The 23,352-nt window shown below is 32.4% G+C and carries 25 protein-coding genes; all 25 read left to right on the forward strand.

What is annotated here, in order from left to right:
• Nucleotides 1-8 precede the first annotated feature (8 nt).
• The 25 genes from rsmA to clpX all read left to right on the forward strand — a co-directional run bounded on the left by rsmA (nt 9) and on the right by clpX (nt 23,269).
• Nucleotides 9-845, forward strand: a complete 837-nt coding sequence (rsmA, locus tag FVE72_RS05415) for a 16S rRNA (adenine(1518)-N(6)/adenine(1519)-N(6))-dimethyltransferase RsmA (RefSeq protein ID WP_006806390.1) — start codon at nt 9-11, stop codon at nt 843-845.
• Complete coding sequence (locus tag FVE72_RS05420; protein ID WP_026737565.1) at nt 829-1,089, forward strand: DUF4911 domain-containing protein; 261 nt, start codon at nt 829-831, stop codon at nt 1,087-1,089. Before rsmA ends, FVE72_RS05420 begins: the two co-directional genes overlap by 17 nt.
• Nucleotides 1,090-1,141: 52 nt before the next feature.
• On the forward strand, nt 1,142-1,384 hold the full coding sequence (locus tag FVE72_RS05425; RefSeq protein WP_006806396.1) for a KH domain-containing protein: 243 nt from the start codon (nt 1,142-1,144) through the stop codon (nt 1,382-1,384).
• A gap of 10 nt (nt 1,385-1,394) precedes the next feature.
• Complete coding sequence (locus tag FVE72_RS05430) at nt 1,395-1,781, forward strand: acyl-CoA thioesterase (protein ID WP_026737566.1); 387 nt, start codon at nt 1,395-1,397, stop codon at nt 1,779-1,781.
• 168 nt (nt 1,782-1,949) lie between these two features.
• Complete coding sequence (gene rpiB / locus FVE72_RS05435) at nt 1,950-2,384, forward strand: ribose 5-phosphate isomerase B (protein WP_006806411.1); 435 nt, start codon at nt 1,950-1,952, stop codon at nt 2,382-2,384.
• A gap of 1 nt (nt 2,385) precedes the next feature.
• Nucleotides 2,386-2,727, forward strand: a complete 342-nt coding sequence (locus FVE72_RS05440; protein ID WP_006806414.1) for a histidine triad nucleotide-binding protein — start codon at nt 2,386-2,388, stop codon at nt 2,725-2,727.
• A gap of 13 nt (nt 2,728-2,740) precedes the next feature.
• Entirely contained in the window at nt 2,741-3,520 is a 780-nt protein-coding gene (locus tag FVE72_RS05445) for a TrmH family RNA methyltransferase (RefSeq protein WP_146966424.1), read from the forward strand.
• Nucleotides 3,508-4,419, forward strand: a complete 912-nt coding sequence (locus FVE72_RS05450; RefSeq protein WP_006806378.1) for a deoxyribonuclease IV — start codon at nt 3,508-3,510, stop codon at nt 4,417-4,419. Before FVE72_RS05445 ends, FVE72_RS05450 begins: the two co-directional genes overlap by 13 nt.
• A 72-nt stretch (nt 4,420-4,491) precedes the next feature.
• Entirely contained in the window at nt 4,492-4,893 is a 402-nt protein-coding gene (locus FVE72_RS05455) for a hypothetical protein (protein ID WP_051411754.1), read from the forward strand.
• A gap of 166 nt (nt 4,894-5,059) precedes the next feature.
• Entirely contained in the window at nt 5,060-7,738 is a 2,679-nt protein-coding gene (secA, locus tag FVE72_RS05460) for a preprotein translocase subunit SecA (protein ID WP_026737568.1), read from the forward strand.
• Nucleotides 7,739-7,966: 228 nt separating this feature from the next.
• A complete protein-coding gene (gene typA / locus FVE72_RS05465; RefSeq protein WP_081724181.1) occupies nt 7,967-9,784 on the forward strand; it encodes a translational GTPase TypA in 1,818 nt (605 codons plus the stop codon).
• Nucleotides 9,785-9,799: 15 nt separating this feature from the next.
• A complete protein-coding gene (locus FVE72_RS05470; protein ID WP_026737570.1) occupies nt 9,800-10,240 on the forward strand; it encodes a hypothetical protein in 441 nt (146 codons plus the stop codon).
• A gap of 252 nt (nt 10,241-10,492) precedes the next feature.
• The gene (locus tag FVE72_RS11210) at nt 10,493-10,642 is read left to right on the forward strand and encodes a hypothetical protein (RefSeq protein ID WP_154669370.1); all 150 of its coding nucleotides are present in this window, start codon (nt 10,493-10,495) and stop codon (nt 10,640-10,642) included.
• Nucleotides 10,643-10,671: 29 nt separating this feature from the next.
• Nucleotides 10,672-11,148: an AAA family ATPase gene (locus tag FVE72_RS05475; RefSeq protein ID WP_026737571.1), complete on the forward strand. Its 477-nt coding sequence runs from the start codon at nt 10,672-10,674 to the stop codon at nt 11,146-11,148.
• 174 nt (nt 11,149-11,322) lie between these two features.
• Nucleotides 11,323-12,075, forward strand: coding sequence for an HAD family hydrolase (locus tag FVE72_RS05480; RefSeq protein WP_232049490.1), 753 nt, complete (start codon nt 11,323-11,325; stop codon nt 12,073-12,075).
• 19 nt (nt 12,076-12,094) lie between these two features.
• On the forward strand, nt 12,095-12,739 hold the full coding sequence (locus FVE72_RS05485) for an HIRAN domain-containing protein (protein WP_006806399.1): 645 nt from the start codon (nt 12,095-12,097) through the stop codon (nt 12,737-12,739).
• A 188-nt stretch (nt 12,740-12,927) separates the two neighbouring features.
• Nucleotides 12,928-13,416, forward strand: coding sequence for a ribosome maturation factor RimP (locus FVE72_RS05490; protein ID WP_026737573.1), 489 nt, complete (start codon nt 12,928-12,930; stop codon nt 13,414-13,416).
• Nucleotides 13,416-14,513 (forward strand): transcription termination factor NusA, encoded by a 1,098-nt coding sequence (gene nusA, locus FVE72_RS05495; RefSeq protein WP_026737574.1) that lies wholly within the window; start codon nt 13,416-13,418, stop codon nt 14,511-14,513. The genes FVE72_RS05490 and nusA overlap by 1 nt, the downstream gene beginning before the upstream one ends.
• 22 nt (nt 14,514-14,535) lie before the next feature.
• Nucleotides 14,536-15,087 (forward strand): DUF448 domain-containing protein, encoded by a 552-nt coding sequence (locus FVE72_RS05500; RefSeq protein WP_026737575.1) that lies wholly within the window; start codon nt 14,536-14,538, stop codon nt 15,085-15,087.
• Nucleotides 15,065-18,031: a translation initiation factor IF-2 gene (gene infB / locus FVE72_RS05505; RefSeq protein WP_146966426.1), complete on the forward strand. Its 2,967-nt coding sequence runs from the start codon at nt 15,065-15,067 to the stop codon at nt 18,029-18,031. The genes FVE72_RS05500 and infB overlap by 23 nt, the downstream gene beginning before the upstream one ends.
• Before the next feature lie 39 nt (nt 18,032-18,070).
• Nucleotides 18,071-18,433 carry a 30S ribosome-binding factor RbfA gene (rbfA, locus tag FVE72_RS05510; protein ID WP_026737577.1) on the forward strand — a complete coding sequence of 121 codons (363 nt, stop codon included), beginning with the start codon at nt 18,071-18,073 and terminating at the stop codon, nt 18,431-18,433.
• A gap of 15 nt (nt 18,434-18,448) precedes the next feature.
• Nucleotides 18,449-20,128 carry a single-stranded-DNA-specific exonuclease RecJ gene (recJ, locus tag FVE72_RS05515; protein ID WP_309299796.1) on the forward strand — a complete coding sequence of 560 codons (1,680 nt, stop codon included), beginning with the start codon at nt 18,449-18,451 and terminating at the stop codon, nt 20,126-20,128.
• 2 nt (nt 20,129-20,130) lie between these two features.
• A complete protein-coding gene (gene tig / locus FVE72_RS05520) occupies nt 20,131-21,414 on the forward strand; it encodes a trigger factor (protein WP_026737579.1) in 1,284 nt (427 codons plus the stop codon).
• A 35-nt stretch (nt 21,415-21,449) separates the two neighbouring features.
• Nucleotides 21,450-22,019 (forward strand): ATP-dependent Clp endopeptidase proteolytic subunit ClpP, encoded by a 570-nt coding sequence (clpP, locus tag FVE72_RS05525; protein WP_026737580.1) that lies wholly within the window; start codon nt 21,450-21,452, stop codon nt 22,017-22,019.
• 20 nt (nt 22,020-22,039) lie between these two features.
• Nucleotides 22,040-23,269: an ATP-dependent Clp protease ATP-binding subunit ClpX gene (gene clpX / locus FVE72_RS05530; protein ID WP_146966429.1), complete on the forward strand. Its 1,230-nt coding sequence runs from the start codon at nt 22,040-22,042 to the stop codon at nt 23,267-23,269.
• The last annotated feature ends 83 nt before the right edge of the window (nt 23,270-23,352 follow it).

Genomic DNA, 23,352 nt, shown 5'->3' on the forward strand with positions numbered 1-23,352 from the left:
GAGAAAAATTGGGAAAAAATAAAAAATACGGAAACGAAAAAAATATTGCTAAGAAAAAATATGGACAGAATTTTTTAACTGACGGCGAGCTGTCCGACAGGATTTTGGAAGAGGCGGATATTGATAAAAATACCGAAGTGGTGGAAATAGGACCGGGACTTGGATTTTTAACGGAAAAACTTATTGAAAAGTCTAAACATCTTACTGCTTTCGAGATAGATGATGACTTGATTCCTGTACTGAATAAGAAATTTAAAGATAAAGATAATTTTTTATTAGTGCATAAAGATTTTTTGGAAATAAATCTTGGGGAATATTTGGAAGACAGAGAAAATATAAAAGTTGTTGCGAATATTCCTTATTATATAACATCGCCTATTATAAACAGACTTATAGAATTTAGAGATAATATATCGGAAATTTATCTTATGGTTCAAAAGGAAGTTGCCGAAAGAATTTCTTCAAAGCCTCGCAGTAAAAATATGAGTATACTTACTCATGCGGTGCAATTTTTTGCAGAAACTGAATATTTATTTACAGTTCCAAAAGAAAAATTTGATCCCGTTCCTAAAGTGGATTCGGCTTTTTTGAAAATAGTTTTATTGAAAGATAAAAGATATGAAAGTCAAATATCCGAAGAAAAATATTTTAAATATTTGAAAAAGGCTTTTTCCAATAAAAGAAAAAGTATTTCAAATAATTTGTCGGAATTAGGATTCGGAAAAGAAAAAATATCAGGTGTTTTGCAAAAAGTCGGAAAAACTTCATTAGCAAGAACTGAAGAATTTTCCGTTCAGGAATTTATAGACTTCATAAAAATATTGGAAAATGAATCGGGAGAATAGCAAAGTGAAAAGCTGGGAATATATAATTCAAACGAAAAGGGAACATATAGATTTTATAAATAAAATAGTGGAAGCTTATGAAGATGTGGGAAATGTAAGAACACTGGATAACAGAAACGGTCTTATAAAAATAATTACAAATTCTTTTTTTCTTGATGATATTGATAATATAATCGAAAGATTGAGGAAAAAAGATATTTTTATAGAAATTATCGAAAAAAGAGAATGGTTGGGAATTTTATAACATTCAGAATAATTAAAAAAACAGAAAAATACTTAAAAAACGGGAGATGATGATGAATAAATATTTTGAAACAGTTAATTTCTGGCTTGAAAATTTATTGGAATCAAACGGAAATTATACAATAGAAAGCAATGAAAAAGGTAAAGTTGTAGATATTACAATTAATGTGATAAAAGATGATATAGGAAAAATAATCGGGAAAAACGGCAGAGTTATAAGCTCTTTGAGAGTTCTTATTTCTTCCATTGCAAAAAAAGAGAAAAAAATCGTAAAAATAGAAGTTAAGGAGATGTAGTAACAGGCAAATGAAAAAGAGTTTTAAAATAAGAACGTACTATTATGATACTGACCATATGGGTGTTGTTTATCATGCCAATTATCTGAAATGGATGGAAATCGCAAGGACGGAATATTTCAGAGATAAATTGCCTTACAAAGAAATAGAAGATATGGGAATTATGATGCCTGTAAAGTCTTTAAGCATAGAATATATAAATTCGGTAGGTTATGATGAGGATGTTGAAATTTTTATTGAGTTAAAAGAATTAACAAGTATTAAAATAAAATTTTCTTATGAGATATACGGAAAAGATAATGTTTTGAAAGCTACTGCCGAAACATTAAATGTAATGGTGGATAAATCGGGCAAATTGAAAAGATTGCCGAAAGAGATATTGGATATATTGAAATAAACAGAAAATTATTCGATTATAAATAGAAAGGAGTAAATTATTTCAAAAAGAAAAAATAAATTTTTTTCTTTAAACTTCCACGTTTTCTCATCCGATGAAAGGAGTCAGGAACACGGACAGAGGGAGTATGAAGGGCGATAATAAGTCCTCGTTGAGATAATTAGAATTATGAAAATAGCCATAGGAAACGATCATGCAGGGGTCGATTTAAAACATAAAATTGTAGAATTTCTGAGAAAAAAAGGACATGAAGTAACTAATGTCGGAACGGATACTCTTGATTCTGTTGATTATCCGGACATTGCAAAAGAAGTTGCTGAAAAAGTATTGAGTGGAGAAGCGAAATACGGAGTGTTGATTTGCGGAACAGGAATAGGAATTTCAATTTCTGCAAATAAAGTGAAAGGAATAAGAGCGGCACTTGTACATAATGAATTTACGGCAAGACTGTCGAGACTTCATAATGATGCCAATGTTATTGCATTGGGAGCCAGAGTTTTAGGAGATGAACTTGCGGCAATGTGTGTCGATACATTTATAAATACTGAATTTGAAGGTGGCAGACATGCAAGAAGAGTAGGAAAAATAGAGGAGGAAAAATAATATGTCGACAATATTTAAAAAAATAATAGATAAAGAAATACCTGCAAATATAGTTTATGAAGACGATGAATTTTTAGCTTTTCATGATATTAATCCTGCAGCGAAAGTTCACGTTCTTGTTATACCTAAAAAAGAAATAAAAAATCTTGATACTGCGACTGAAGAAGATTTGGAATTATTGGGGAAACTGCAACTTACAGTGGCAAAAGTAGCAAGAATACTCGGTATCAATGAAGAAGGATACAGAGTAGTAACAAACATAAATGAAAACGGTGGACAGCAGGTTTATCATATTCACTATCATATACTCGGCGGAGAGCCTATAGGAATGAATGTGAGATAATTTAGGAGTATTAATGAAAAATATAGTAACAAGTCCTGATAATAAATTTTATAAATTGCTAAAAAAACTGGATAAAAAAAAATACAGAGATGAAAATAATATTTTCAAGACTGAAGGAGAAAAATTTTTAAATGAAAATATCAATTTCAATAAAATTATTATAAAAGAGTCGAAATATGATTATTTCAATGAGAAATACAATATTGAAGAGTATAATAATGTAACTGTACTGAAAGATGATTTGTTTGAAGAAGTTTCCACACAGGAAAACAGTCAGGGAATAATATTTTTATTTTCCAAAGACCTTAATTCTATTAATGATATAGAAGAAGATGTCGTAGTTCTTGATGATGTTCAGGATCCAGGAAATTTAGGGACAATAATGAGAACTATGGAAGCGGCGGGATTTAAAAATCTCATACTTACTAAAGGTTCTGTGGATGTCTATAATCCGAAAACAGTGAGGGCTACAATGGGAGGAATATTTAATTTGAACATAATATATGAAACTCCTGAAAATATTTTGAAATTTTTAAAAGAAAAAGAATATTTGATAATAACGACGGCATTACATGAGGATGCCGTTTCTTACGGAAAGATAGAGTTAAAGAAAAAGAATGCTTATATATTCGGAAATGAAGGGGGCGGAGTGTCCGACTATTTTATAGAAAATTCGGATATAAAATCAATTATTCCTATATACGGAAATATAGAGTCGTTGAATGTGAGTATTGCTGTGGGAATATTTTTATATAAAATGAGAGAAAAACAGGAGGAAAGATGTTTAAAATAGGATCCCATGTGGGAATGAGCGGGAAAAAGATGTTTTTAGGTTCTGTGGAAGAGGCTCTTTCATACGGGGCAAATACATTTATGATATATACGGGAGCACCTCAAAATACGAGAAGAAAGCCTATAGAGGAACTTAATATTGAAGCGGGACTTAAATTAATGAAAGAAAATAATATTTCGGTAGATGATATTGTAGTTCATGCACCGTACATAATAAATCTTGGAAATGCTGTAAAGCCTGAAACCTTTGAAATAGCAGTGCAGTTTTTGAGAACGGAGATAGAAAGAACAGACGCAATAGGTGCACCGAGAATAGTCCTTCATCCGGGAGCTCACGTGGGAGAAGGGGCAGAAGTGGGAATAGCAAAGATAGTAGAAGGGCTGAACGAAGTTCTTACAAAAGAACAGAAAACGACTGTTGCACTCGAAACAATGGCAGGAAAAGGAAGCGAATGCGGAAGAAGTTTTGAGGAAATAGCCAAAATAATAGACGGAGTGAAGTTAAAAGATAAATTATCCGTATGCTTTGATACATGCCATGTAAATGATGCAGGATATGATATTGTGAATGATTTTGAAGGTGTAATAAAAGAGTTTGACAGAATAGTCGGGATAGACAGAATATCCGTTATTCACTTAAATGACAGTAAAAATCCCAGAGGAGCAATGAAAGACAGACATGAAAATTTAGGATTCGGAACAATAGGCTTTGAAGCTTTAAATAAAATAGCTCATTATGAAAAATTTGCTCATTTGCCGAAAATACTGGAAACTCCATATGTCGGGTTGACAGAAGAAAAAGGAGCGAAGACAGTTCCGCCTTATAAGTTTGAGATAGAAATGTTAAAAAAAGAAAAATTTGATAAAGATGTTCTGGAAAAAATAAGAAAACAGGGGTAAATTTATTGAATAGACATTGGGTAGAAATAATGATATAATATTTTGGAATGTCAAAAAATTCGGAGAATGTAAATGAAGAAAAATAAAAGAATAATTTTTATAATAACGTGTTTTGTTTTTGTTATGAGTTATTCGAGTCTTTCGGGAACAGCAGGTTTTAACAGGCAATTAAACGTTCTTGTAGATGAGAATAATCTAAGTTACGAAGATATAAAACAGTTAATATCCGAAGTAAATCGGATAGAAAGTATAAAATACGATAAACAGCTGAAAAAAGAGCTGAAACGTATTGAAAGACAGAAAGAAAAAGAAAAAAAATCAGCTGAAAATAAATTTTTTATTGGAAATAGGAATATGATTTCCAATTTTTCTATGTCTTTTATCGGGGAAACTATAAATAATGTTTTTAAAACAGATATTTTAAGTATAGGAAATTTGAAAAGAGGGCAGAATAATCTGAGATTGATTGAATAGAAAATTTTATTTTTTAATAATTTGGATTATAAAAATAGAATTTTAAAGAAGGGAGAAAAGATTGTTTCAGGATAGTATTGAATTGCAGTGTAGAAGCTGAAACAGAATAAAGTCCGTACAGTAAAAAGCTTACGGATAATTGAAACAGTCTTTAATTAATAATAAAATGTTAAAAAGTTTAGGGAAAAAAATATTCGGAACTGCCGATGAGCGTGAAATAAAGAGAATGAGAAGGCTTGTGGATCATATTAATAATATAGAGCCTGAATTTGAAAAATTGACGGACGATGAATTGAAAAATAAAACGGTCGAATTCAGAGAAAGAATCGAAAAAGGGGAAACCCTTGACGACTTGCTTGTAGAGGCTTTTGCTACAGTGAGAGAAACAGCTAAAAGGCTTACAGGAATGAGAATATACGATGTTCAGTTAATCGGAGGAATGATACTTCATAACGGAAGAATTGCGGAAATGAAAACCGGAGAAGGAAAAACTCTGATGTCGACATTGCCGATTTATCTGAATGCACTTACAGGAAAAGGAGTTCACGTAGTAACTGTTAATGACTATCTGGCAAAACGGGATAGAGATACTATGGGAGAAATTTATGATTTTCTCGGGCTTACATCGGGAGTTATTATAGCCAACATTACAAACGAACAGAGAAAAAGAGCATATAATGCGGATATAACTTACGGAACAAACAATGAATTCGGATTTGATTATTTGAGAGATAATATGGTCGGAGAACTGGAAGACAAAGTTCAAAGAGGTCATAATTATGCCATTGTCGATGAGATAGATTCGATTTTGATAGATGAGGCAAGAACACCGTTAATTATATCGGGAGCAGCCGAAGAAACTACAGAATGGTATAATACTTTCGCAGATGTAGCGACAAGATTGAAAAGAAGTTATAAGACGGAAGAAATAAAAGATAAGAAAAATACTGTAATACCTGATGAAGATTGGGAAGATTATGAAGTTGACGAAAAATCCCACACAGTTACAATTACTGATAAAGGTATTAAAAATGTAGAAAAAATATTGAAAATTGATAATTTGTACTCGCCTGAAAATGTGGAGTTGACACACTTTCTTACACAGGCACTGAAAGCAAAAGAGTTATTTAAACTGGACAGAGACTATATTATAAATGCTGACGGAGAAGTAATTATCGTAGATGAGTTTACAGGAAGACTTATGGAAGGAAGAAGATATTCCGACGGACTTCATCAGGCGATAGAAGCTAAGGAAAAACTGGAAGTAGCAGGCGAAAACCAAACTTTAGCAACGATTACTTTACAGAATTATTTCAGAATGTATACAAAACTTTCAGGAATGACGGGAACGGCAAAAACGGAAGAAGACGAGTTTAAGCAAATTTATAAATTGAGAGTTATAGAAGTTCCTACGAATAAGCCTGTCATAAGACAGGATCTGGCTGATGTAATATATATGACAAAGGCTGCAAAATACAGAGCTATCGCAAGAAAAATAAAAGAACTTTATACTAAAGGTCAACCGGTGCTTGTAGGTACAGCGTCTATACAACATTCGGAAGATGTATCGGCATTATTGAAAAAAGAGAAAATACCTCATGAAATACTGAATGCAAAACATCATGAAAGAGAAGCGGAAATAGTCGCTCAGGCAGGAAGATATAAAACAGTTACTATCGCTACAAATATGGCAGGTAGGGGAACGGATATAAAACTTGGAGGAGATCCTGAATCGTTTGCATTGAAAGTGGCTGAAAAAGGTACTGATGAATATAAAGAAGCGTACAGTGCTTATGCGAGAGATTGTGAAGAAAATAAAAAGAAAGTTATAGAAGCCGGTGGATTGTTTATTTTAGGTACTGAAAGACATGAAAGCAGACGTATAGACAATCAGTTAAGAGGACGTGCGGGAAGACAGGGAGATCCGGGAACATCGGAATTTTATTTGTCGGCAGAAGACGATTTAATGAGATTGTTCGGAGGAGATAAACTCAAATCCATGATGAAATTCCTGAAACTTGATGAAGACGAGGAAATAAGACATAAACAGATTACGAAAGTTGTGGAAAATGCTCAGAAAAGAATAGAAAGCAGAAACTTCTCGTCAAGAAAAAGCCTTATTGAATACGATGATGTAAATAACACTCAAAGGGAAGTTATTTACACTCAAAGGGATCAGGTGCTTAAAAATGAGGAATTGAAAGAACTGATTTTAAGTATGATGAGAGAAACTGTAGAAGAAACTGTAAATTCTGCTCTTGTAAGCGAAGGATACGAAGAAGGGGAAATGAATCTTTTGCAGGATAAATTCAGAGAAATCTTTGATTATGAATTGCCTGAAAACCTCAGAAATGAAGATAAAGAAACTATAATAGATAAAGTTTACGGAGATTTAAGCGAAAGATACAATATGAAAGAGCAGTTAATCGGAGAAGAAACATTCAGAAGAATAGAAAGATATATAATGCTTGAAGTATTGGATCAGAAGTGGAGACAGCATTTAAAAGATTTGACAGAATTGAGAGAAGGAATAAGATTAAGATCTTACGGTCAGAGAAATCCTATTCACGATTATAAAATCGTAGGATTTGATATTTACAACGAAATGATAGATGCAATCAAAAGAGAAACAAGTTCCTTTATATTAAAATTGAGATTGAGGGAAGAGGAAGAAACTGCAAATTTGAGACGTGAAGAAGTCAAAAATGTAAAATACGAACATGAAAATATTGACGAGAATGACGGAGAATTTACAGAATCTGACAGACGACAGGATGCAGCTCAGCAGGAAGTACCTTTATCAAGAAGAGAAAGAAGAGAACTTGAAAGAAAAAATAAAAAATAATAGTGAATTTATAAGGGGATGTCTCAAATGAGAGTTTAACATTACTCTCATATTTCCTCCTACTGTGATCGGTTTATTTTCAAAACACAGAGGATTTTTAGAAAATATATTTTCTATGGGGAGACATCTCCTTTTTGAATTTTTGAATCAGTAAAATCTGAGAAAGTTTTTTTGCTTTTTAAAAAAGTATGTTATAATGAAAAACACAAAATTAATTAAGGAGTAAAAATGAGTATCAAAATTAAAAATATAGCAATTATAGCCCATGTAGATCACGGGAAAACGACTTTGGTAGATGCATTATTAAAACAGTCGGGAACGTTCGGCGAGCATGAAAAAGTCGATGAAAGAGTAATGGACAGTAATGATTTGGAGAAAGAGAGAGGGATTACAATATTTTCCAAAAATGCATCCATTCATTATGAAGGATATAAAATAAATATAGTAGATACACCGGGACATGCGGATTTCGGAGGAGAAGTGCAAAGAATATTGAAAATGGTGGATTCGGTACTTTTGCTTGTAGATGCGTTTGAAGGGGTAATGCCTCAGACAAAATACGTATTGAAACAGGCACTTGAGCATGGACTCAGACCTATTGTAGTAATAAATAAAATAGACAGATCGAATTCGGATCCTGACGGTGTTGTGGATTCTGTATTTGATTTATTTGTGGATTTGGGAGCGAATGACTTGCAGCTTGATTTTCCTGTGGTATATGCTTCGGCAAAAAACGGTTTTGCAAAAATCAATATTGAAGATGAAGACAAGGATATGAAACCTTTGTACGATATGATTTTGAAACATGTGGAAGATCCTGACGGAGATGAAAACGAGCCGCTGCAAATGCTTGTTACAAATACCGAGTATGATGAATACGTAGGAAAATTAGGAACGGGAAGAATTTATAACGGAAAAATAAAGAAAAATCAGGAAGTTATATTGATAAAAAGGGATGGAGAACTTGTAAACAGTAAAGTTTCAAGAATTTACGGTTATGACGGACTGAAAAAAATAGAAATGGATGAAGCTGTCGCAGGGGATATAATTACTATTGCAGGGATTGATAAAATAGATATAGGAGAAACGGTTACAGACAAGGAAAATCCGAGAGCATTGCCTTTGATTGATATAGATGAGCCTACATTGGCAATGACGTTTTTAGTAAATGATTCTCCTTTTGCGGGAAAAGACGGGAAATACGTAACTTCTAGAAATCTTTTGGAAAGATTGACTAAGGAAGTAAATCATAACGTGAGTATGAGGCTTGAAATGACCGACTCTCCCGATGCTTTTATAGTAAAAGGAAGAGGGGAACTTCAATTATCCATTTTGCTCGAAAATATGAGAAGAGAAGGCTATGAAGTGGCAGTGTCCAAGCCTGAAGTTATTTATAAAGAAGAGAACGGTATAAAAATGGAGCCTGTGGAACTTGCTATAATTGATGTTGCCGATGAATTTGTAGGAGTAGTTATTGAAAAACTGGGATTGAGAAAAGGTGAAATGATAAATATGGCTCAGGGAAGTGACGGATACACAAGACTTGAGTTTAAAGTGCCTTCGAGAGGGCTTATAGGATTCAGTAATGAATTTTTGACAGAAACTAGAGGAACAGGAATTTTAAACCATTCATTTTATGAATACGAACCTTATAAAGGAGATGTTACAGGAAGAAGAAAAGGTGTGCTGATAGCACTTGAACCGGGAACAAGTATCGGATATTCTTTGAATAATCTGCAGCCGAGAGGAATACTGTTTATAGGTCCGGGAGTTGAAGTATACGAAGGAATGATAGTCGGAGAACATTCCAGAGAAAATGATTTGATAGTAAATGTATGTAAAGGTAAAAAACTTACGAATATGAGGGCTGCGGGAAGTGATGATGCCTTGAAACTTGCACCGCCGAAAGAGTTTACGCTGGAATTGGCTTTGGAATATATTGCCGATGATGAACTTGTGGAGATTACTCCTAATAATATAAGATTGAGAAAAAAATATTTGAACGGAAATGAGAGAAAGAAATACGAAAATTCTAAAAATTCATAATAAACGGGGAAAGTTATGAAAGATGAAAAACTTGCAGAACTGGAAAGAAAATTGAGAAGTGAATTATCTGAAGAGGAATTGAAGTTTATAGATAAATACAGATTGGAGCTGAATTCCCGAAGACGTTGGATATGCAAGAAAAATCAGACGCCTGAGCGGGTGTATTTTTCACATAAATTTGTTTTAAATAACGGTATGCTGGAAATAATATCGAGAAAATATCAACTTTGTTTTGCCAAATTGAAATATTTCAGAAAAAATCTTGACAAATACGATTTTCTTAAATACGATCCTGAAAAGGGTTTTTGCAAAACCGAATTATGGGATGCGGAGTTTTTTCGGCATATAAAATCTGAAAGAATAATTGATTTGCGATATTTGCAACAAATAAGAAATGTTGAGGTTTTTAATAAACTTTTGGAATGCTTGGAGAGTTTTTCGGAAAAAGATGTTTGATTTATTTTATAAAATTGAAATTATATTATTATTTGTATTTTGATAGTGAAATCGAAGACATTTAATTAAAAAAAGACTGTAAAAATAGAAAAATTCTGTTTTGGAACAGTCTTTTTTAGTAAAGTAAAAATTACTGATAGTTTTTTAATTTGAGATGACTACAGTGATAATAACGGTACATTTTTCAATCGACATTAATATATGCATATGCTATAATACATTAAAAAATATTTGAAAATAGGGATATTTTATATGAATAAATTAGACGAATTACACGAAAAGTTGCCTGTAATATTATTTGAAACAAGAGATGAATTGCATGACTGGTTATTGGAAAATGAAAATAGAATGAGACCGTCAGGATATATTGAACTTGGATTAAAAAATCCGAAGAATTTGTAGATGTAAATTATGTAACGGAGGGTAAAGTCATGAACTGTCAAAAACGAATTCTTTTAACAGGGATGTCCGGTGTTGGAAAAACAACAATCCTGTCGATGTTGCAGGATGAAAATACAATTTGCATTGATTTGGATGAGACTGATTATATCGAGGTAGATATTGAAACGAAGGAGAGATTAATCTCTATAGATAAGTTGCTGTCATATATAAATTCTATTTCGGATAAAAATCTGATTCTTGCGGTATGCGAGGCTAATCAGGGTCAAATTTATCCTTTGATGAGTGCGGTCATTGTTTTAACGGCTTCGTTAGAAGTAATGAAGGAAAGAATTAATAAAAGACAAAATAATAATTATGGAAAAGATAAGGAAGAATGGGAGCAGATAGTGCGTAACAAACAGGAAATTGAGCCGTTACTTATTCGTGGAGCTGATTATATAATTCAGACAGATGGAGAAATACATGAAGTTTTTAATAAAGTAAAGCTAATTATTGATGAAGTATAATCGGTAACATGCAGCTATTGGAATATTTTATGATAATATGTTTAATCAATTTAGTTTGTCTTGCACTTTAATGAAATTTTTTAGAGATTATATAGCAAATAAAGGCGAATAAGTTAGAAGAAAAACTTAAAATATGATATAATATATAAATAAAGGGAAAAGGGTGGGGATAATATGAAAGGAATGGAAGGTGATCTAATGGCAAAAAATATAGCTGCATTTTTTGATATAGACGGTACAATTCATAGAAATTCATTGCTTATAGAGCATTTTAAAATGCTTGTAAAATATGAGTATATAGATATAATGTCATGGGAAGGTAAAGTAAAGGAAAAATTTTCCAAATGGGAGACAAGGACCGGAGATTATGACGATTATTTGGAAGAATTAGTGGAAACTTATGTCGAAGCATTGAAAAATTTCAAAAAAGAGGATATGGATTTTATTGCGAAGAGAGTTATAGATCTAAGAGGAAACAGAGTGTATAAATACACGAGAGAAAGACTGGAATATCACATAAACAAAGGTCATAAAGTAATTATAATTTCAGGAAGTCCTGATTTTCTTGTGGCAAAAATGGCTGAAAGATACGGAGTCAAAGATTACAGAGGCTCAGAATACCTTGTTAACGATAAAGGTATATTTACAGGGGAAGTAATACCTATGTGGGATGCTAAAAGTAAAAAGAAAGCCATAGCAGATTTTTGCGGGAAATATGATATTGATTTGGGAAAATCGTATGCTTACGGAGATACTACGGGAGATTTAACGATGTTCAAAAAAGCAGGAAATGCTGTTGCTATAAATCCTGCTAAAAGGTTATTGGAGAGGCTGAAAAAAGATAAGGAATTAAAAGAGAAAGTAACAATTATAGTCGAAAGAAAAGATGTAATATATAAACTGAAACCTAATGTGGAAATAATATAAAATAATGAAGAGGTGAAATATGCTGTCAAATACTTTCAGTGGGATAAAACTCGAATTTGAGGGGCTGTATTACGGGGGAAATTACGATATAGAAATTTTTTCTGACGGAAGATTTTATTATTCGTATATTGAAAATGATGCTGTGGAAATAAAAAAAGGTTCTTTTCAGATAACTCAGAAAGAAGTAATGATTTTTGAAGAAATGATGGATTATTTCGAGTTTCTTAAAAATCAGAGAAATTATATGATAAATGAATATCAGTTCGGGAACGGAATACTTGTTATACAGAAAAAAAACGGTCGAGAAGAAAAAATAAGACTGGGAAAAGAAATGATGTTTGAATATTCTAAAATACTTATTGATAAGTACATTCCAAAATCCAAACGTATTTTTTTGCTGGATACATATTTGTCGGGAACAAAATATATAAGAAATTTCGGGTTGAAAATAAAAGATGCACACATACTGGATCTTTACAGAGAATTTAACGGGGTGTCGTTAAATGCGGTAGCTGCTTTTAATGCAAATAAGGAAAAAGTCGGATATGTTCCGAAAGAGCAGAATGAAATTATCGCAAGATTGATAGACGCAGGGAAAAAGATAGTTGCTATTCCTATTCCTTTTGACGATGAAGTGGCTTTGAAAATATATATGTCGGATTAAATATGGTAGGATTCGGAATAGATTTTTAAATTTAAAATAAAAGTTGCAAAATACTTAAAAATATGATATTATAAATTTAAGAACAGAATATTTGACAGAAAGAGTGGGTTGTCCCACTCTTTACTTTTAGGTAATACTCAGTGAAAAGAGTGGTTTTGAAACAGGAAATTGTATATGAGGTGATAATTTTGGAAGAAATTTTAAGTAAATTTGAAAAGGAAATTCAGGACAGTTTAGACAGTCTTGATTTGGAACTTTCAGATTTGGAATATATTCAGGAAGGGGGATATAATTATTTAAGGGTATATGTCGAAAAAAAAGACGGAACTACAAGTTTGGATGATTGTATTGAATTAAGCAGTAAAATAGACGGTTTAGCTGATAATTTAATAAATGAAAAATTTTATTTGGAAGTTTCTACACCCGGAGTCGAGAGAAAGTTGAAAAAAGAAAAAGATTTTATAAGATTTTCGGGAGAAAAAATAAAACTTCATTCAAAAAGTCAGATTGAAGGAAAAAAGACCTTTGAGGGAAAACTTGAGAAATTTGAAAATGATACAATTTTTCTGAGTGATGAGAATATCGGTAAAACAGTTGAAATACCGCTATCAAAATTGAAAAAAGCAAATTTAATATATGAATTGCCAAATGACACATTGGAGAAAGAGGAGGAGTAATGAAATCAAAAGATCAAAGAATCTTTTTGGAAGCACTTGATGAACTGGAAAAAGAAAAGGGAATAGTCAAGGAAGAATTGCTGGAAGCAGTTGAAACAGCTCTTTTAGCGGCATACAAAAAAAATTACGGAGATAAAGATAATGCTGAAATTTCTATAAACAGAGAAACAGGAGAAGTAAAAGTTTTTTCAAGAAAAACAATAGTTGAAGAAGTCGAAAGACCCGAAGAAGAAATCAGCCTTGAAGATGCAACGGCTTTAAAGAAAAAGTCCAAATTGGGAGGAACTATAGACTTTGAAATTAATGCTGAAAACTTTAAAAGAAATGCTATTCAAAATGCTAAGCAGATTATCGTTCAGAAAGTAAGAGAATGTGAAAAGAAAAATATTTTTAACAGATTCAAGCAGATTGAAAAATCAATTGTATCGGCAGTTGTTAGAAAAACCGATGAAAAAGGTAATCTTTATATTGATATAAACGGTTTGGAAGCAATCGTTCCCGAAAAAGAATTATCCGAAGCAGATAAATTTGTTCAGGGAGACAGATTGAAAGTATATGTCGGAGCTGTTGAAGAGTCTACAAAATATACAAAATGTTTCCTTTCGAGAAAAGTGGAAGAGTTGATGAGAGGACTGCTTAATTTGGAAATCCCTGAAATTGAAGACGGTACGATACAGATAAAACAGATTGCAAGAGAAGCAGGAAGCAGAACGAAAATAGCAGTTTATTCCGAAGATCCGAATCTGGATGTAAAAGGAGCCTGTATCGGTAAAAGCGGAATGAGAATACAGAGTATCATTGATGAGCTTAAAGGAGAAAAAGTCGATGTGGTTCTTTGGGATGAGGATATAAGATATTTTGTAAAAAATGCTTTGAATCCTGCCGAAGTAATATCCGTAGAAATAATAGAAGAAGACGGAGAGCAGATTGCAAGAGTGGAAGTTGACGAAGAACAGCTTTCGTTAGCTATAGGTAAAAAGGGACAAAATTCAAGACTGGCTGCAAGACTTTGCGGCATAAAAATAGATATTCACACGGTAAAATCCGAAGAAAATGTAGAAGTTGACGAAATCGGAGAAGAGAACGAAGAAGAATAACTAAAACAGAAGGTGAGAATATTTGATACCCGAAAGAACATGTATATGTTGTAGAAGTAAAAAAGAAAAAAGTGAATTTTTCAGAATTTCAATGATTAATGATAAATATGTTTTTGATGAGAATAATAAAATACAAAGCAGAGGAGCTTATATCTGTAAGAACTCGGAATGTATTCATAAACTTTCAAAACATAGAAAATATAATATTGAAATAGAAGAATTACTGAAAATGTTAAAAAAAATAGAGAAAAATAAAAAAAATATAATTGACATTTTACGACCTATGAAAAATTCCGATTATTTTGTGTTCGGAATAGATGAAAATATCGAAGGAATAAAAAAGGATAAAGTTAAACTGCTTGTAATTCCTGAAGATATTAATAAAAAATATATCGAAGACTTTAAAAGATTGAAAGAAAAGTTTAACTTTAAAGTCATCAAAATTGAAAAGAAATCACAGTTGGAGGAAATTTTTTCAAAAGATGTAAATGTAATAGGGATTGTAGATAAAAAGGTCGTGAACGGGATATTGAATAAAGTGGAGGTGACAAATGAAAGTACACGAATTGGCTAAGTTTATGGGCTATAAAACTGCGGATTTTATTGAAAAACTCCATAAAATCGGAATTCAGGGAAAAAATCATCCTAATAATAAGTTAGAAGATGATGAAGTAAATTCAATAAAAGAAAAACTTTCAAATGAAAATAGAAGTAATAATGAAGACAGTCACAAAAAAAGCGGAAATAACGAATCGAAAACAACCGAGCATAAAGAAAATACCAATAAAGGACACGTTATAAAAGAAAAACTGGTTTTCAGTACAAAAAACAGGAAGCCTGAAAATAGAAATAATGTAAAAGAGCCGGTAAAAAACAAAGAAACAGTAAATTCGGATAATGCAGGAAAATCTGTTGCAGAGGTAAATGCAAAACCGGAAAAAGAAGTGAATAAACAGGAAAATCAGCATAAAGAAATCAAAATTGAAAAAGAGAGTGTTGTGAAAGAAACGATAGCCGATAATAAAGATGCTTCAAAAAATAATTTCAACAGAAACGAAAAGAAATTTAATAATAAGCATAATGAGAGAAATCAGGATAATAACAGATATAACGATAACAGAAATCGTGACAAGAATTTCGGAAAAAGTTTTGAGAAATCTGATAAAGATAATCATTACGGAAGAGAAAACAGATATCAGTCCGGAGATAGAAACAGAGAGCGTCAGGGAGACAGATATAATAAGAATGCCGGAGATAATCAGGGAGACAGGGAAGGTCAGAACAACAGAAACTTCGACAGAAACGATAAAGGAAATTACCAGAATAAAGGAAACTTCAGAAATAAAGAAGGTCAGGGAAGTAATCAGGGAAACAGAGATAACAAAAGATTTGACGGTACTAAAAGATTTGATAACGATAAAAAAGATTTCAAAAAAAGAGATAATCGTCAATCTTTTGACGGCAAAAAAGATGATTACAAAAATGACAGAAATGACAGAGGTTTCGGAAATAAAAATAAAAAAGAAGTGCCGAAAAGCGATTCTGCAGGAGCTGCTCCTATAGCCGAAAAGCCTAAAGTAAATACAAAAGGAAAAGCTAAATTCGATAAAAAGAAATACGAAAAAGAAAAGAAACAGAAAGAAGAAGAAAAAAAATTAAGAGAATTAAGATCGGATTTTAGAAAAGACGATAAAAAGAAAAAAAGTAAGAAAAAACAGGAAAAGGTTATGAAGGACGAGATAATAAGAATTGAAGGCGAAAGTATAGGAATGATAACAATAGGTGAAGAAATTATTATTAAAGATCTGGCGGAAAAACTTGGAATAAACGTTTCGGATATTATAAAAAAATTCTTTATGCAGGGAAAAATGCTGACTGCAAATGCAATTTTATCTTTTGAAGAAGCTGAAGAAGTGGCTCTTGATTATGAAGTAATTGTGGAAAAAGAAGAAATAGAAGAAATAAGTTACGGAGAAAAATATCATCTTGAAATAGAAGACAGAGAACAGGATTTGATAACAAGAGCTCCGGTTATAACAATTATGGGACACGTAGATCACGGAAAAACTTCACTGCTTGATGCGTTAAGACATACAAACGTAATAGAAGGAGAAGCGGGAGGAATTACTCAAAGAATAGGAGCTTATCAGGTAAACTGGAAAGGTCAAAAAATCACATTTATAGATACTCCGGGGCACGAAGCCTTTACGGAAATGAGAGCAAGAGGAGCGAATATTACTGATATTTCCATATTGATAGTTGCTGCCGATGACGGTGTAAAACCTCAGACTGTAGAAGCTATTTCCCATGCGAAAGAAGCAGGCGTACCTATTATAGTTGCAATAAACAAAATAGATAAACCGGGAGCCGATCCTATGAAAGTCAGAACGGAACTTACAGAATACGGATTAATGTCTCCTGACTGGGGCGGAAATACTGAATTTGTAGAAATTTCCGCAAAACAGAAAATAAACCTCGAAGAATTACTTGAAACAATATTGATTACTGCGGAATTACTTGAGTTGAAAGCAAATCCAAAAAAAAGAGTAAAAGCTGTAGTCGTAGAATCAAGACTGGATCCGAAAATGGGTGCCGTTGCGGATATACTTATACAGGAAGGTGAACTTAAAATCGGAGATATATTTGTAGCGGGGGAAGCTCACGGTAGAGTAAGATCCATGGTCGACGACAGAGGAAACAAAATAGAAAAAGGACTTTTATCCCAACCTGTGGAAATTACCGGATTCAGTGATGTGCCTAATGCAGGAGATGTGCTTTACGGTGTAAATAATGATAAACAGGCTAAGAAAATAGTCGAAGACTTTATAAAAGAAAGAAAAGTAAACGAACAGAATAAAAAGAAACATATTTCGTTGGAAAGTTTATCTCAGGAATTGGAAGAACAACAGCTTAAAGAACTTAAATGTATCATAAGAGCTGATTCCAAAGGTTCTGTAGAAGCCTTAAAAGAATCTTTACAAAAATTATCCAATGATAAAGTTATGATAAACATTATTCAGGCGAGTGCCGGTGCGGTAACCGAAGGGGATGTGAAACTTGCCGAAGCCTCAAATGCCATAGTTATAGCATTTAATGTAAGACCGACTACTCCTGCTAGAATAGAAGCGGAAAAAACAGGAGTAGAAGTAAGAAATTATAACGTAATTTATCATGTAACCGAAGAAATAGAAAAAGCGATGAAAGGTATGCTTGATCCTGAATTTAAAGAAATTTACTTTGGAAGAATAGAAGTAAAACAGGTGTTTAAAATTTCCAATGTAGGAAATATAGCAGGAGCTATAGTCGTAGACGGAAAAGTAAGCAGAACATCGAAAATAAGAATTATAAGAGACGGAATAATAATTTTTGACGGAGAGCTTGAATCACTGAAAAGATTTAAAGACGATGCAAAAGAAGTCGTTATGGGACAGGAATGCGGTATCGGAATTAAAGACTTCAATGATATAAAAGAAGGCGACATAATAGAATCGTATATTTTGGAAGAAATACCGAGATAGTTATATTTTACCGACGAAGTTAAATTATGAGGTGAAAATATGAATGACAGAAGAAAAAAAGGTCTTGAAAAAGAAATATCAAGAATAGTGGGAATGACACTTTTAACCGAAGTTAAAAATGAAAAAATAAAAAATCTGATTTCGATTCATAAAGTCGAACTCACTAAAGACGGAAGATATCTTGACTTGACATTTTCGATTTTAGACCTGAAAAATAATGTAAATAAAGAAAAAGTAGTTGAAGATCTGGAAAAACTGAAAGGATTTTTCAGAAAAACAATAGGATCCCAATTATCAGTAAGATTTGTTCCTGAAATAAGGATTCATATAGATGACAGTGTAGAGTACGGAGTAAAAATATCTTCCATACTGAATGAAATTAAACAGAAGGACAGTGAATAATCCGTGAACTGGGAAATGAAAAATTATGATAGGGATTATCTGACTTTTAAAAGCGGAGAATTTGGAGAAAGTGAGCTTATAACAAGACTTCTTTTGAACAGAGGAATAAACTCGAAAGAAGAAGTGGAAAAATTTCTGAATTCCAGTGAAAATGATTTATTGAATCCGTTTTTACTTGAAAATATGGATGAAGTAACGGAAAGAATACTTAAAGCAAAAAAAAACAGAGAAAAAATCATTATTTACGGGGATTATGACGTAGACGGAATATCTGCGGCCGCTTATCTCGTAATTGTTTTCAGAAAGTTGGGAATGAATGTCGATTACTACATTCCCAACAGGGCTCATGAAGGCGTAGGAATAAACAGTAATCTTATAAAATATCTGACTAAAAGAAATGCAGGATTGTTCATTACTGTGGATACAAATATCGGGAGTTATGAAGAAGTGATGATGCTGAAAAGAAATAATATAGATATTATTATTACGGATCATCATAGACAGACGGAAGAAATAAAAAATTTCAATATTCCGACTATAAATCCCAAAATCAGCAATAATTATCCCAATAGAAATTTATCAGGATCGGGAGTAGCTTTTAAACTGGCTGATGCGGTATATGAAAAATGCGGTGTAAATAAAAAGATACTTTATGATTATCTGGACATTGTAATGATAGGAACTGTGGCTGACGTAGTTCCTATGACTGATGAAAACAGATTTATAATAAAAAAGGGATTGTATAATTTAAGAAAAACTAAAATAAAAGGGATGAAATACATTTTAAATTATTTAAGAATTAATCCCAATAATATAACTACGAGCGATGTAGGATTTTATATAGCACCTATATTCAATGCTCTCGGTAGAATTGATAATTCCAAAATGGTAGTGGAATTTTTCATTGAAGAAGATGATTTTAAACTGTTTTCAATAATCGAAGAAATGAAAAAAGCCAATAAAATACGCCGTTACCTTGAAATAGAAATATATAATGAAATTGAGGAAAAAATACAAAGATTAAACAAACCTAAATATATTTTTATGAAGAGCAGAAAATGGCATTCGGGAGTTATCGGAGTAGTCTGCTCGAGAATATCCATAAAATACAATATTCCCGTAATTCTGGTTTCGATAAAAAACGGATACGGAAAAGCTTCGTGCAGAAGTATTGAGGGACTTAATATATTCGATATGCTGAAAGAAACTTCGGATAAATTTGAAAGATTCGGAGGGCATGATCTTGCTGCGGGATTTCTTGTTTCGGAAAAATATTTGAAAGAGATAGAAATTTATCTGAAAAAAAGACTTGTTACTGCAAACAAATCGAATATTGAAAAAGTATTGTATATAGATTCGGCTTTGAATATAGAGCAGATAAATAAAAGTAAAGTGCTGGATATAAACAGATTGTCGCCTTTCGGTCTGGACAATCAGGAACCGAATTTTGTAGATAAAGGAATAAAATTTATAAGTTTTACAAAATTCGGAGTAAATAACCGTCATTTTAAAGGATTTATAAAAAAGAATGACAGAATAATATCGGTAATCGGATATAATTTAGGGCATAAACTTAAGTTTAAAAATATTAATAAAAAATATGAAATAGTTTATACACCTTCGTTTAAATCAGTAAGAACGGATTTATTTATAGAATTAAAATTAAAAGATTTTAGAGAAAATAGAGGAGGATAAAAATGGCAACTGTAAAAAAATTAAATGAAACAACTTATGAGGTATCTGTATCAAGAACGGGAGATGAATTAAAGCACATGAAAGAGCATGTATTGACTCATTTCAAAGATGCAAAAGTAGCAGGATTCAGACCCGGACATGTTCCTAAAGACGTACTGGAAAGAACTTTTAAAAAAGAAATAGAAGACGAAATTTTAAATCATATAATTTCTGAAGAATATTCAAAAGCAGTAAGTGAAAATGATTTGAAACCTATTGATAATATAAAATTAGAAAAATACGAAAATGAAAATGATAAAGTTGAATTGGTATTTACAATACCTGTATTGCCTGAAATAAAATTGGGAGAATACAAAGGTGTAAAAGCAGAAAAAGAAGAATTGAAAGTAACTGATGAAAAAGTAAATGAAGAAATAGAAAGATTAAGAGCAGGTGCTGCGAAATTAAAAGAAGTTGAGGAAGATGCAGCTGCTGAATTAAATGACGTAACGAATATAAATTTTGAAGGATTTATAGACGGAGAAGCATTTGAAGGAGGAAAAGCCGAAGGATTTGATTTGACATTGGGATCAAAAAACTTTATAGATACATTTGAAGATCAAATCGTGGGACATAAAAAAGGCGATGAATTTGATGTAAATGTAACTTTCCCTGAAAATTACGGAGCAGAAAATTTGGCAGGAAAACCGGCAGTATTTAAAGTAAAAGTAAATTCCATAAAAAGAAGAGAAGAAACTGAACTTAATGACGATCTTGCAAAAGAATTGGGATTTGATTCAATGGAAGATTTGAAAAACAAAACAAAAGAAAACATTACTAAAAGAGAAGAAAGCAGAATAGAAAATGATTTCAGAAACAAAGTAGTGGAAAAAGTGGCTGAAGGTACTGAAGTGGAAGTTCCTGAAGGACTTATTCAAAAAGAAATCCAATACAAAGTAAATGAGTTCGCTCAACAATTACAAATGCAAGGAATGTCTTTAAATCAATATTTTGAAATGACAGGACAGGACTTGGAAAAAATGAGAGAAACATTGAGAGAGCCTGCGAAAAAATCTTTGAAAACTCAATTAATACTGGATGAAATTGCAAAAGCTGAAAATATTGCCGCTTCAGATGAAGACGTGAACGCAGAAGTGGAAAAAATGGCTGAAATGTACGGTGTTGACAAAGATGTAATTTTAGAGGATGTAAAAAAATCCGGAAATTATGCTAGATTTGTTGAAAACACTAAATATCAGATAGTAAACAGAAAAACTGTAGATTTCCTTGTAAAAGAAGCTAAGTAAATTTTATTTGGAAATACAGACTAAAGGAGGCAAAAATGTACAGTCCGGTAGTTATCGAAAATGACGGTCGTGGCGAGAGAAGTTATGACATATATTCAAGATTACTTAAAGACAGAATAATATTTCTGGGAGGGGAAGTAGAAGACAATATTGCAAATTCAATAATAGCACAGCTTTTATTTTTAGATGCCCAGGATAAAGAAAAAGATATAGTAATGTATATAAACAGTCCGGGCGGTGTGGTAACTGCAGGATTGGCTATTTATGACACGATGAGGCATATAAAAGCCGATGTATCTACTGTCTGTATAGGACAGGCTGCAAGTATGGGAGCAGTATTACTTGCGGCAGGAGCTAAAGGTAAAAGATATTCGCTGCCTAATTCGAGAGTTATGATACACCAGCCTTCGGGCGGTGCCAGAGGACAGGCAACGGATATACAGATACAGGCTAAAGAAATCGAAAAGATAAAGAAAACATTGAATGAAATACTGTCCGAAGCGACAGGAAAGCCTGTGGAAGAAATATACAGAGATACCGAAAGAGATAATTTTATGTCTTCGGAAGAAGCATTGGCATACGGTATCATAGATAAAATATTGTAATTTTAATGAGGTGAAAAAATTTGGCAAAAAGCAAACATATATGTTCATTTTGCGGCAGAGGGGAAGACGAAGTCGAAAATCTTATAGGAAGTCCTGATAATCATTCGTTTATATGCGACAGGTGTATTGATGATTGTCTGGATTTGATAGATAATTATGACGGTGTTGAAAAAAAAGGCGAAAGTGAAATAGTTTTACTGAAACCTGCAGAAATAAAAGCAAAATTGGACGATTATATAATCGGTCAGGAAACGGCAAAAAAAGTATTGTCTGTTGCGGTGTATAATCACTTTAAAAGAATAAAACATAAAATGAAAAATATCGACGATGTGGAATTGCAGAAATCAAACGTTTTACTTGTCGGTCCTACAGGAAGCGGAAAAACATTGTTGGCTCAGACTTTGGCAAAGATACTGAATGTACCTCTTGCCATAGCTGATGCGACTACATTGACCGAAGCGGGATATGTAGGAGATGACGTGGAAAATGTACTTTTAAAATTGATAAAAGCTGCAGATTATGATATTGAAACTGCCGAACACGGAATAATATATATAGACGAGATTGATAAAATTGCCAGAAAGTCTGAAAATATGTCTATTACGAGAGATGTTTCAGGAGAGGGAGTGCAGCAAGCTTTACTTAAAATAATAGAAGGAACTGTTGCCAGCGTACCTCCTCAAGGAGGAAGAAAGCATCCCAATCAGGAAATGATCGAAATAAACACGAAGGATATATTGTTTATTGTGGGTGGAGCATTTGAAGGACTTGAAAGCAAATTAAAAAACAGAATAAATGAAAAAAGGGTAGGATTCGGGTTGGAAAATAACGGGCAGAAATTAGATGAAATGACTTTATTTGAAAATGTATTGCCTGAAGACCTTATAAAATTCGGACTGATACCTGAATTGATAGGTAGACTGCCTATAATAACTGCATTGCACGGATTGGACGAAGAGGCAATGATAAAAATATTGACTGAACCAAAAAATTCGCTTGTAAAACAGTATAAAAAATATTTTGAAATGGAAGATATTAAATTGAGTTTTGAAGACGATGCAATAGTCGAGATAGCAAAACTGGCACTTAAAAGAAAAATCGGTGCAAGAGGACTCAGATCAATCATTGAAAGTGTAATGCTCGATTTAATGTATGAAATTCCGTCTATGGAAAATGTAGCGAAAGTTATTATTACGAAAGAAGCTGTAGAAGATAAAAGTAAGGTCATTATAAAAAAAGGAAAAAAGTAGGACTATGATTTTTTAAATTTGTATGTTAAAATATATATGAGTTGAAAAGCTGACAATTTTAATTTCAGATTTGAAAAGAAAGG

Origin of the sequence: Pseudoleptotrichia goodfellowii (genome assembly GCF_007990505.1) — a bacterium.
GTDB lineage: Bacteria > Fusobacteriota > Fusobacteriia > Fusobacteriales > Leptotrichiaceae > Pseudoleptotrichia > Pseudoleptotrichia goodfellowii.

Bases quoted from the DNA above. Each gene is read 5' to 3' on its own strand.
- FVE72_RS05420 (WP_026737565.1), top strand. From the start codon at position 829: ATGAATCGGGAGAATAGCAAAGTGAAAAGCTGGGAATATATAATTCAA.
- FVE72_RS05485 (WP_006806399.1), top strand. From the start codon at position 12,095: ATGCTGTCAAATACTTTCAGTGGGATAAAACTCGAATTTGAGGGGCTG.
- FVE72_RS05445 (WP_146966424.1), top strand. From the start codon at position 2,741: ATGAAAAATATAGTAACAAGTCCTGATAATAAATTTTATAAATTGCTA.
- FVE72_RS05450 (WP_006806378.1), top strand. From the start codon at position 3,508: ATGTTTAAAATAGGATCCCATGTGGGAATGAGCGGGAAAAAGATGTTT.
- nusA (WP_026737574.1), top strand. From the start codon at position 13,416: ATGAAATCAAAAGATCAAAGAATCTTTTTGGAAGCACTTGATGAACTG.
- clpP (WP_026737580.1), top strand. From the start codon at position 21,450: ATGTACAGTCCGGTAGTTATCGAAAATGACGGTCGTGGCGAGAGAAGT.
- rbfA (WP_026737577.1), top strand. From the start codon at position 18,071: ATGAATGACAGAAGAAAAAAAGGTCTTGAAAAAGAAATATCAAGAATA.
- FVE72_RS11210 (WP_154669370.1), top strand. From the start codon at position 10,493: ATGAATAAATTAGACGAATTACACGAAAAGTTGCCTGTAATATTATTT.
- FVE72_RS05425 (WP_006806396.1), top strand. From the start codon at position 1,142: ATGAATAAATATTTTGAAACAGTTAATTTCTGGCTTGAAAATTTATTG.
- FVE72_RS05440 (WP_006806414.1), top strand. From the start codon at position 2,386: ATGTCGACAATATTTAAAAAAATAATAGATAAAGAAATACCTGCAAAT.
- secA (WP_026737568.1), top strand. From the start codon at position 5,060: ATGTTAAAAAGTTTAGGGAAAAAAATATTCGGAACTGCCGATGAGCGT.
- FVE72_RS05430 (WP_026737566.1), top strand. From the start codon at position 1,395: ATGAAAAAGAGTTTTAAAATAAGAACGTACTATTATGATACTGACCAT.
- FVE72_RS05470 (WP_026737570.1), top strand. From the start codon at position 9,800: ATGAAAGATGAAAAACTTGCAGAACTGGAAAGAAAATTGAGAAGTGAA.
- FVE72_RS05455 (WP_051411754.1), top strand. From the start codon at position 4,492: ATGAAGAAAAATAAAAGAATAATTTTTATAATAACGTGTTTTGTTTTT.
- infB (WP_146966426.1), top strand. From the start codon at position 15,065: ATGAAAGTACACGAATTGGCTAAGTTTATGGGCTATAAAACTGCGGAT.
- tig (WP_026737579.1), top strand. From the start codon at position 20,131: ATGGCAACTGTAAAAAAATTAAATGAAACAACTTATGAGGTATCTGTA.
- typA (WP_081724181.1), top strand. From the start codon at position 7,967: ATGAGTATCAAAATTAAAAATATAGCAATTATAGCCCATGTAGATCAC.
- FVE72_RS05480 (WP_232049490.1), top strand. From the start codon at position 11,323: ATGAAAGGAATGGAAGGTGATCTAATGGCAAAAAATATAGCTGCATTT.
- rpiB (WP_006806411.1), top strand. From the start codon at position 1,950: ATGAAAATAGCCATAGGAAACGATCATGCAGGGGTCGATTTAAAACAT.
- recJ (WP_309299796.1), top strand. From the start codon at position 18,449: ATGAAAAATTATGATAGGGATTATCTGACTTTTAAAAGCGGAGAATTT.
- FVE72_RS05475 (WP_026737571.1), top strand. From the start codon at position 10,672: ATGAACTGTCAAAAACGAATTCTTTTAACAGGGATGTCCGGTGTTGGA.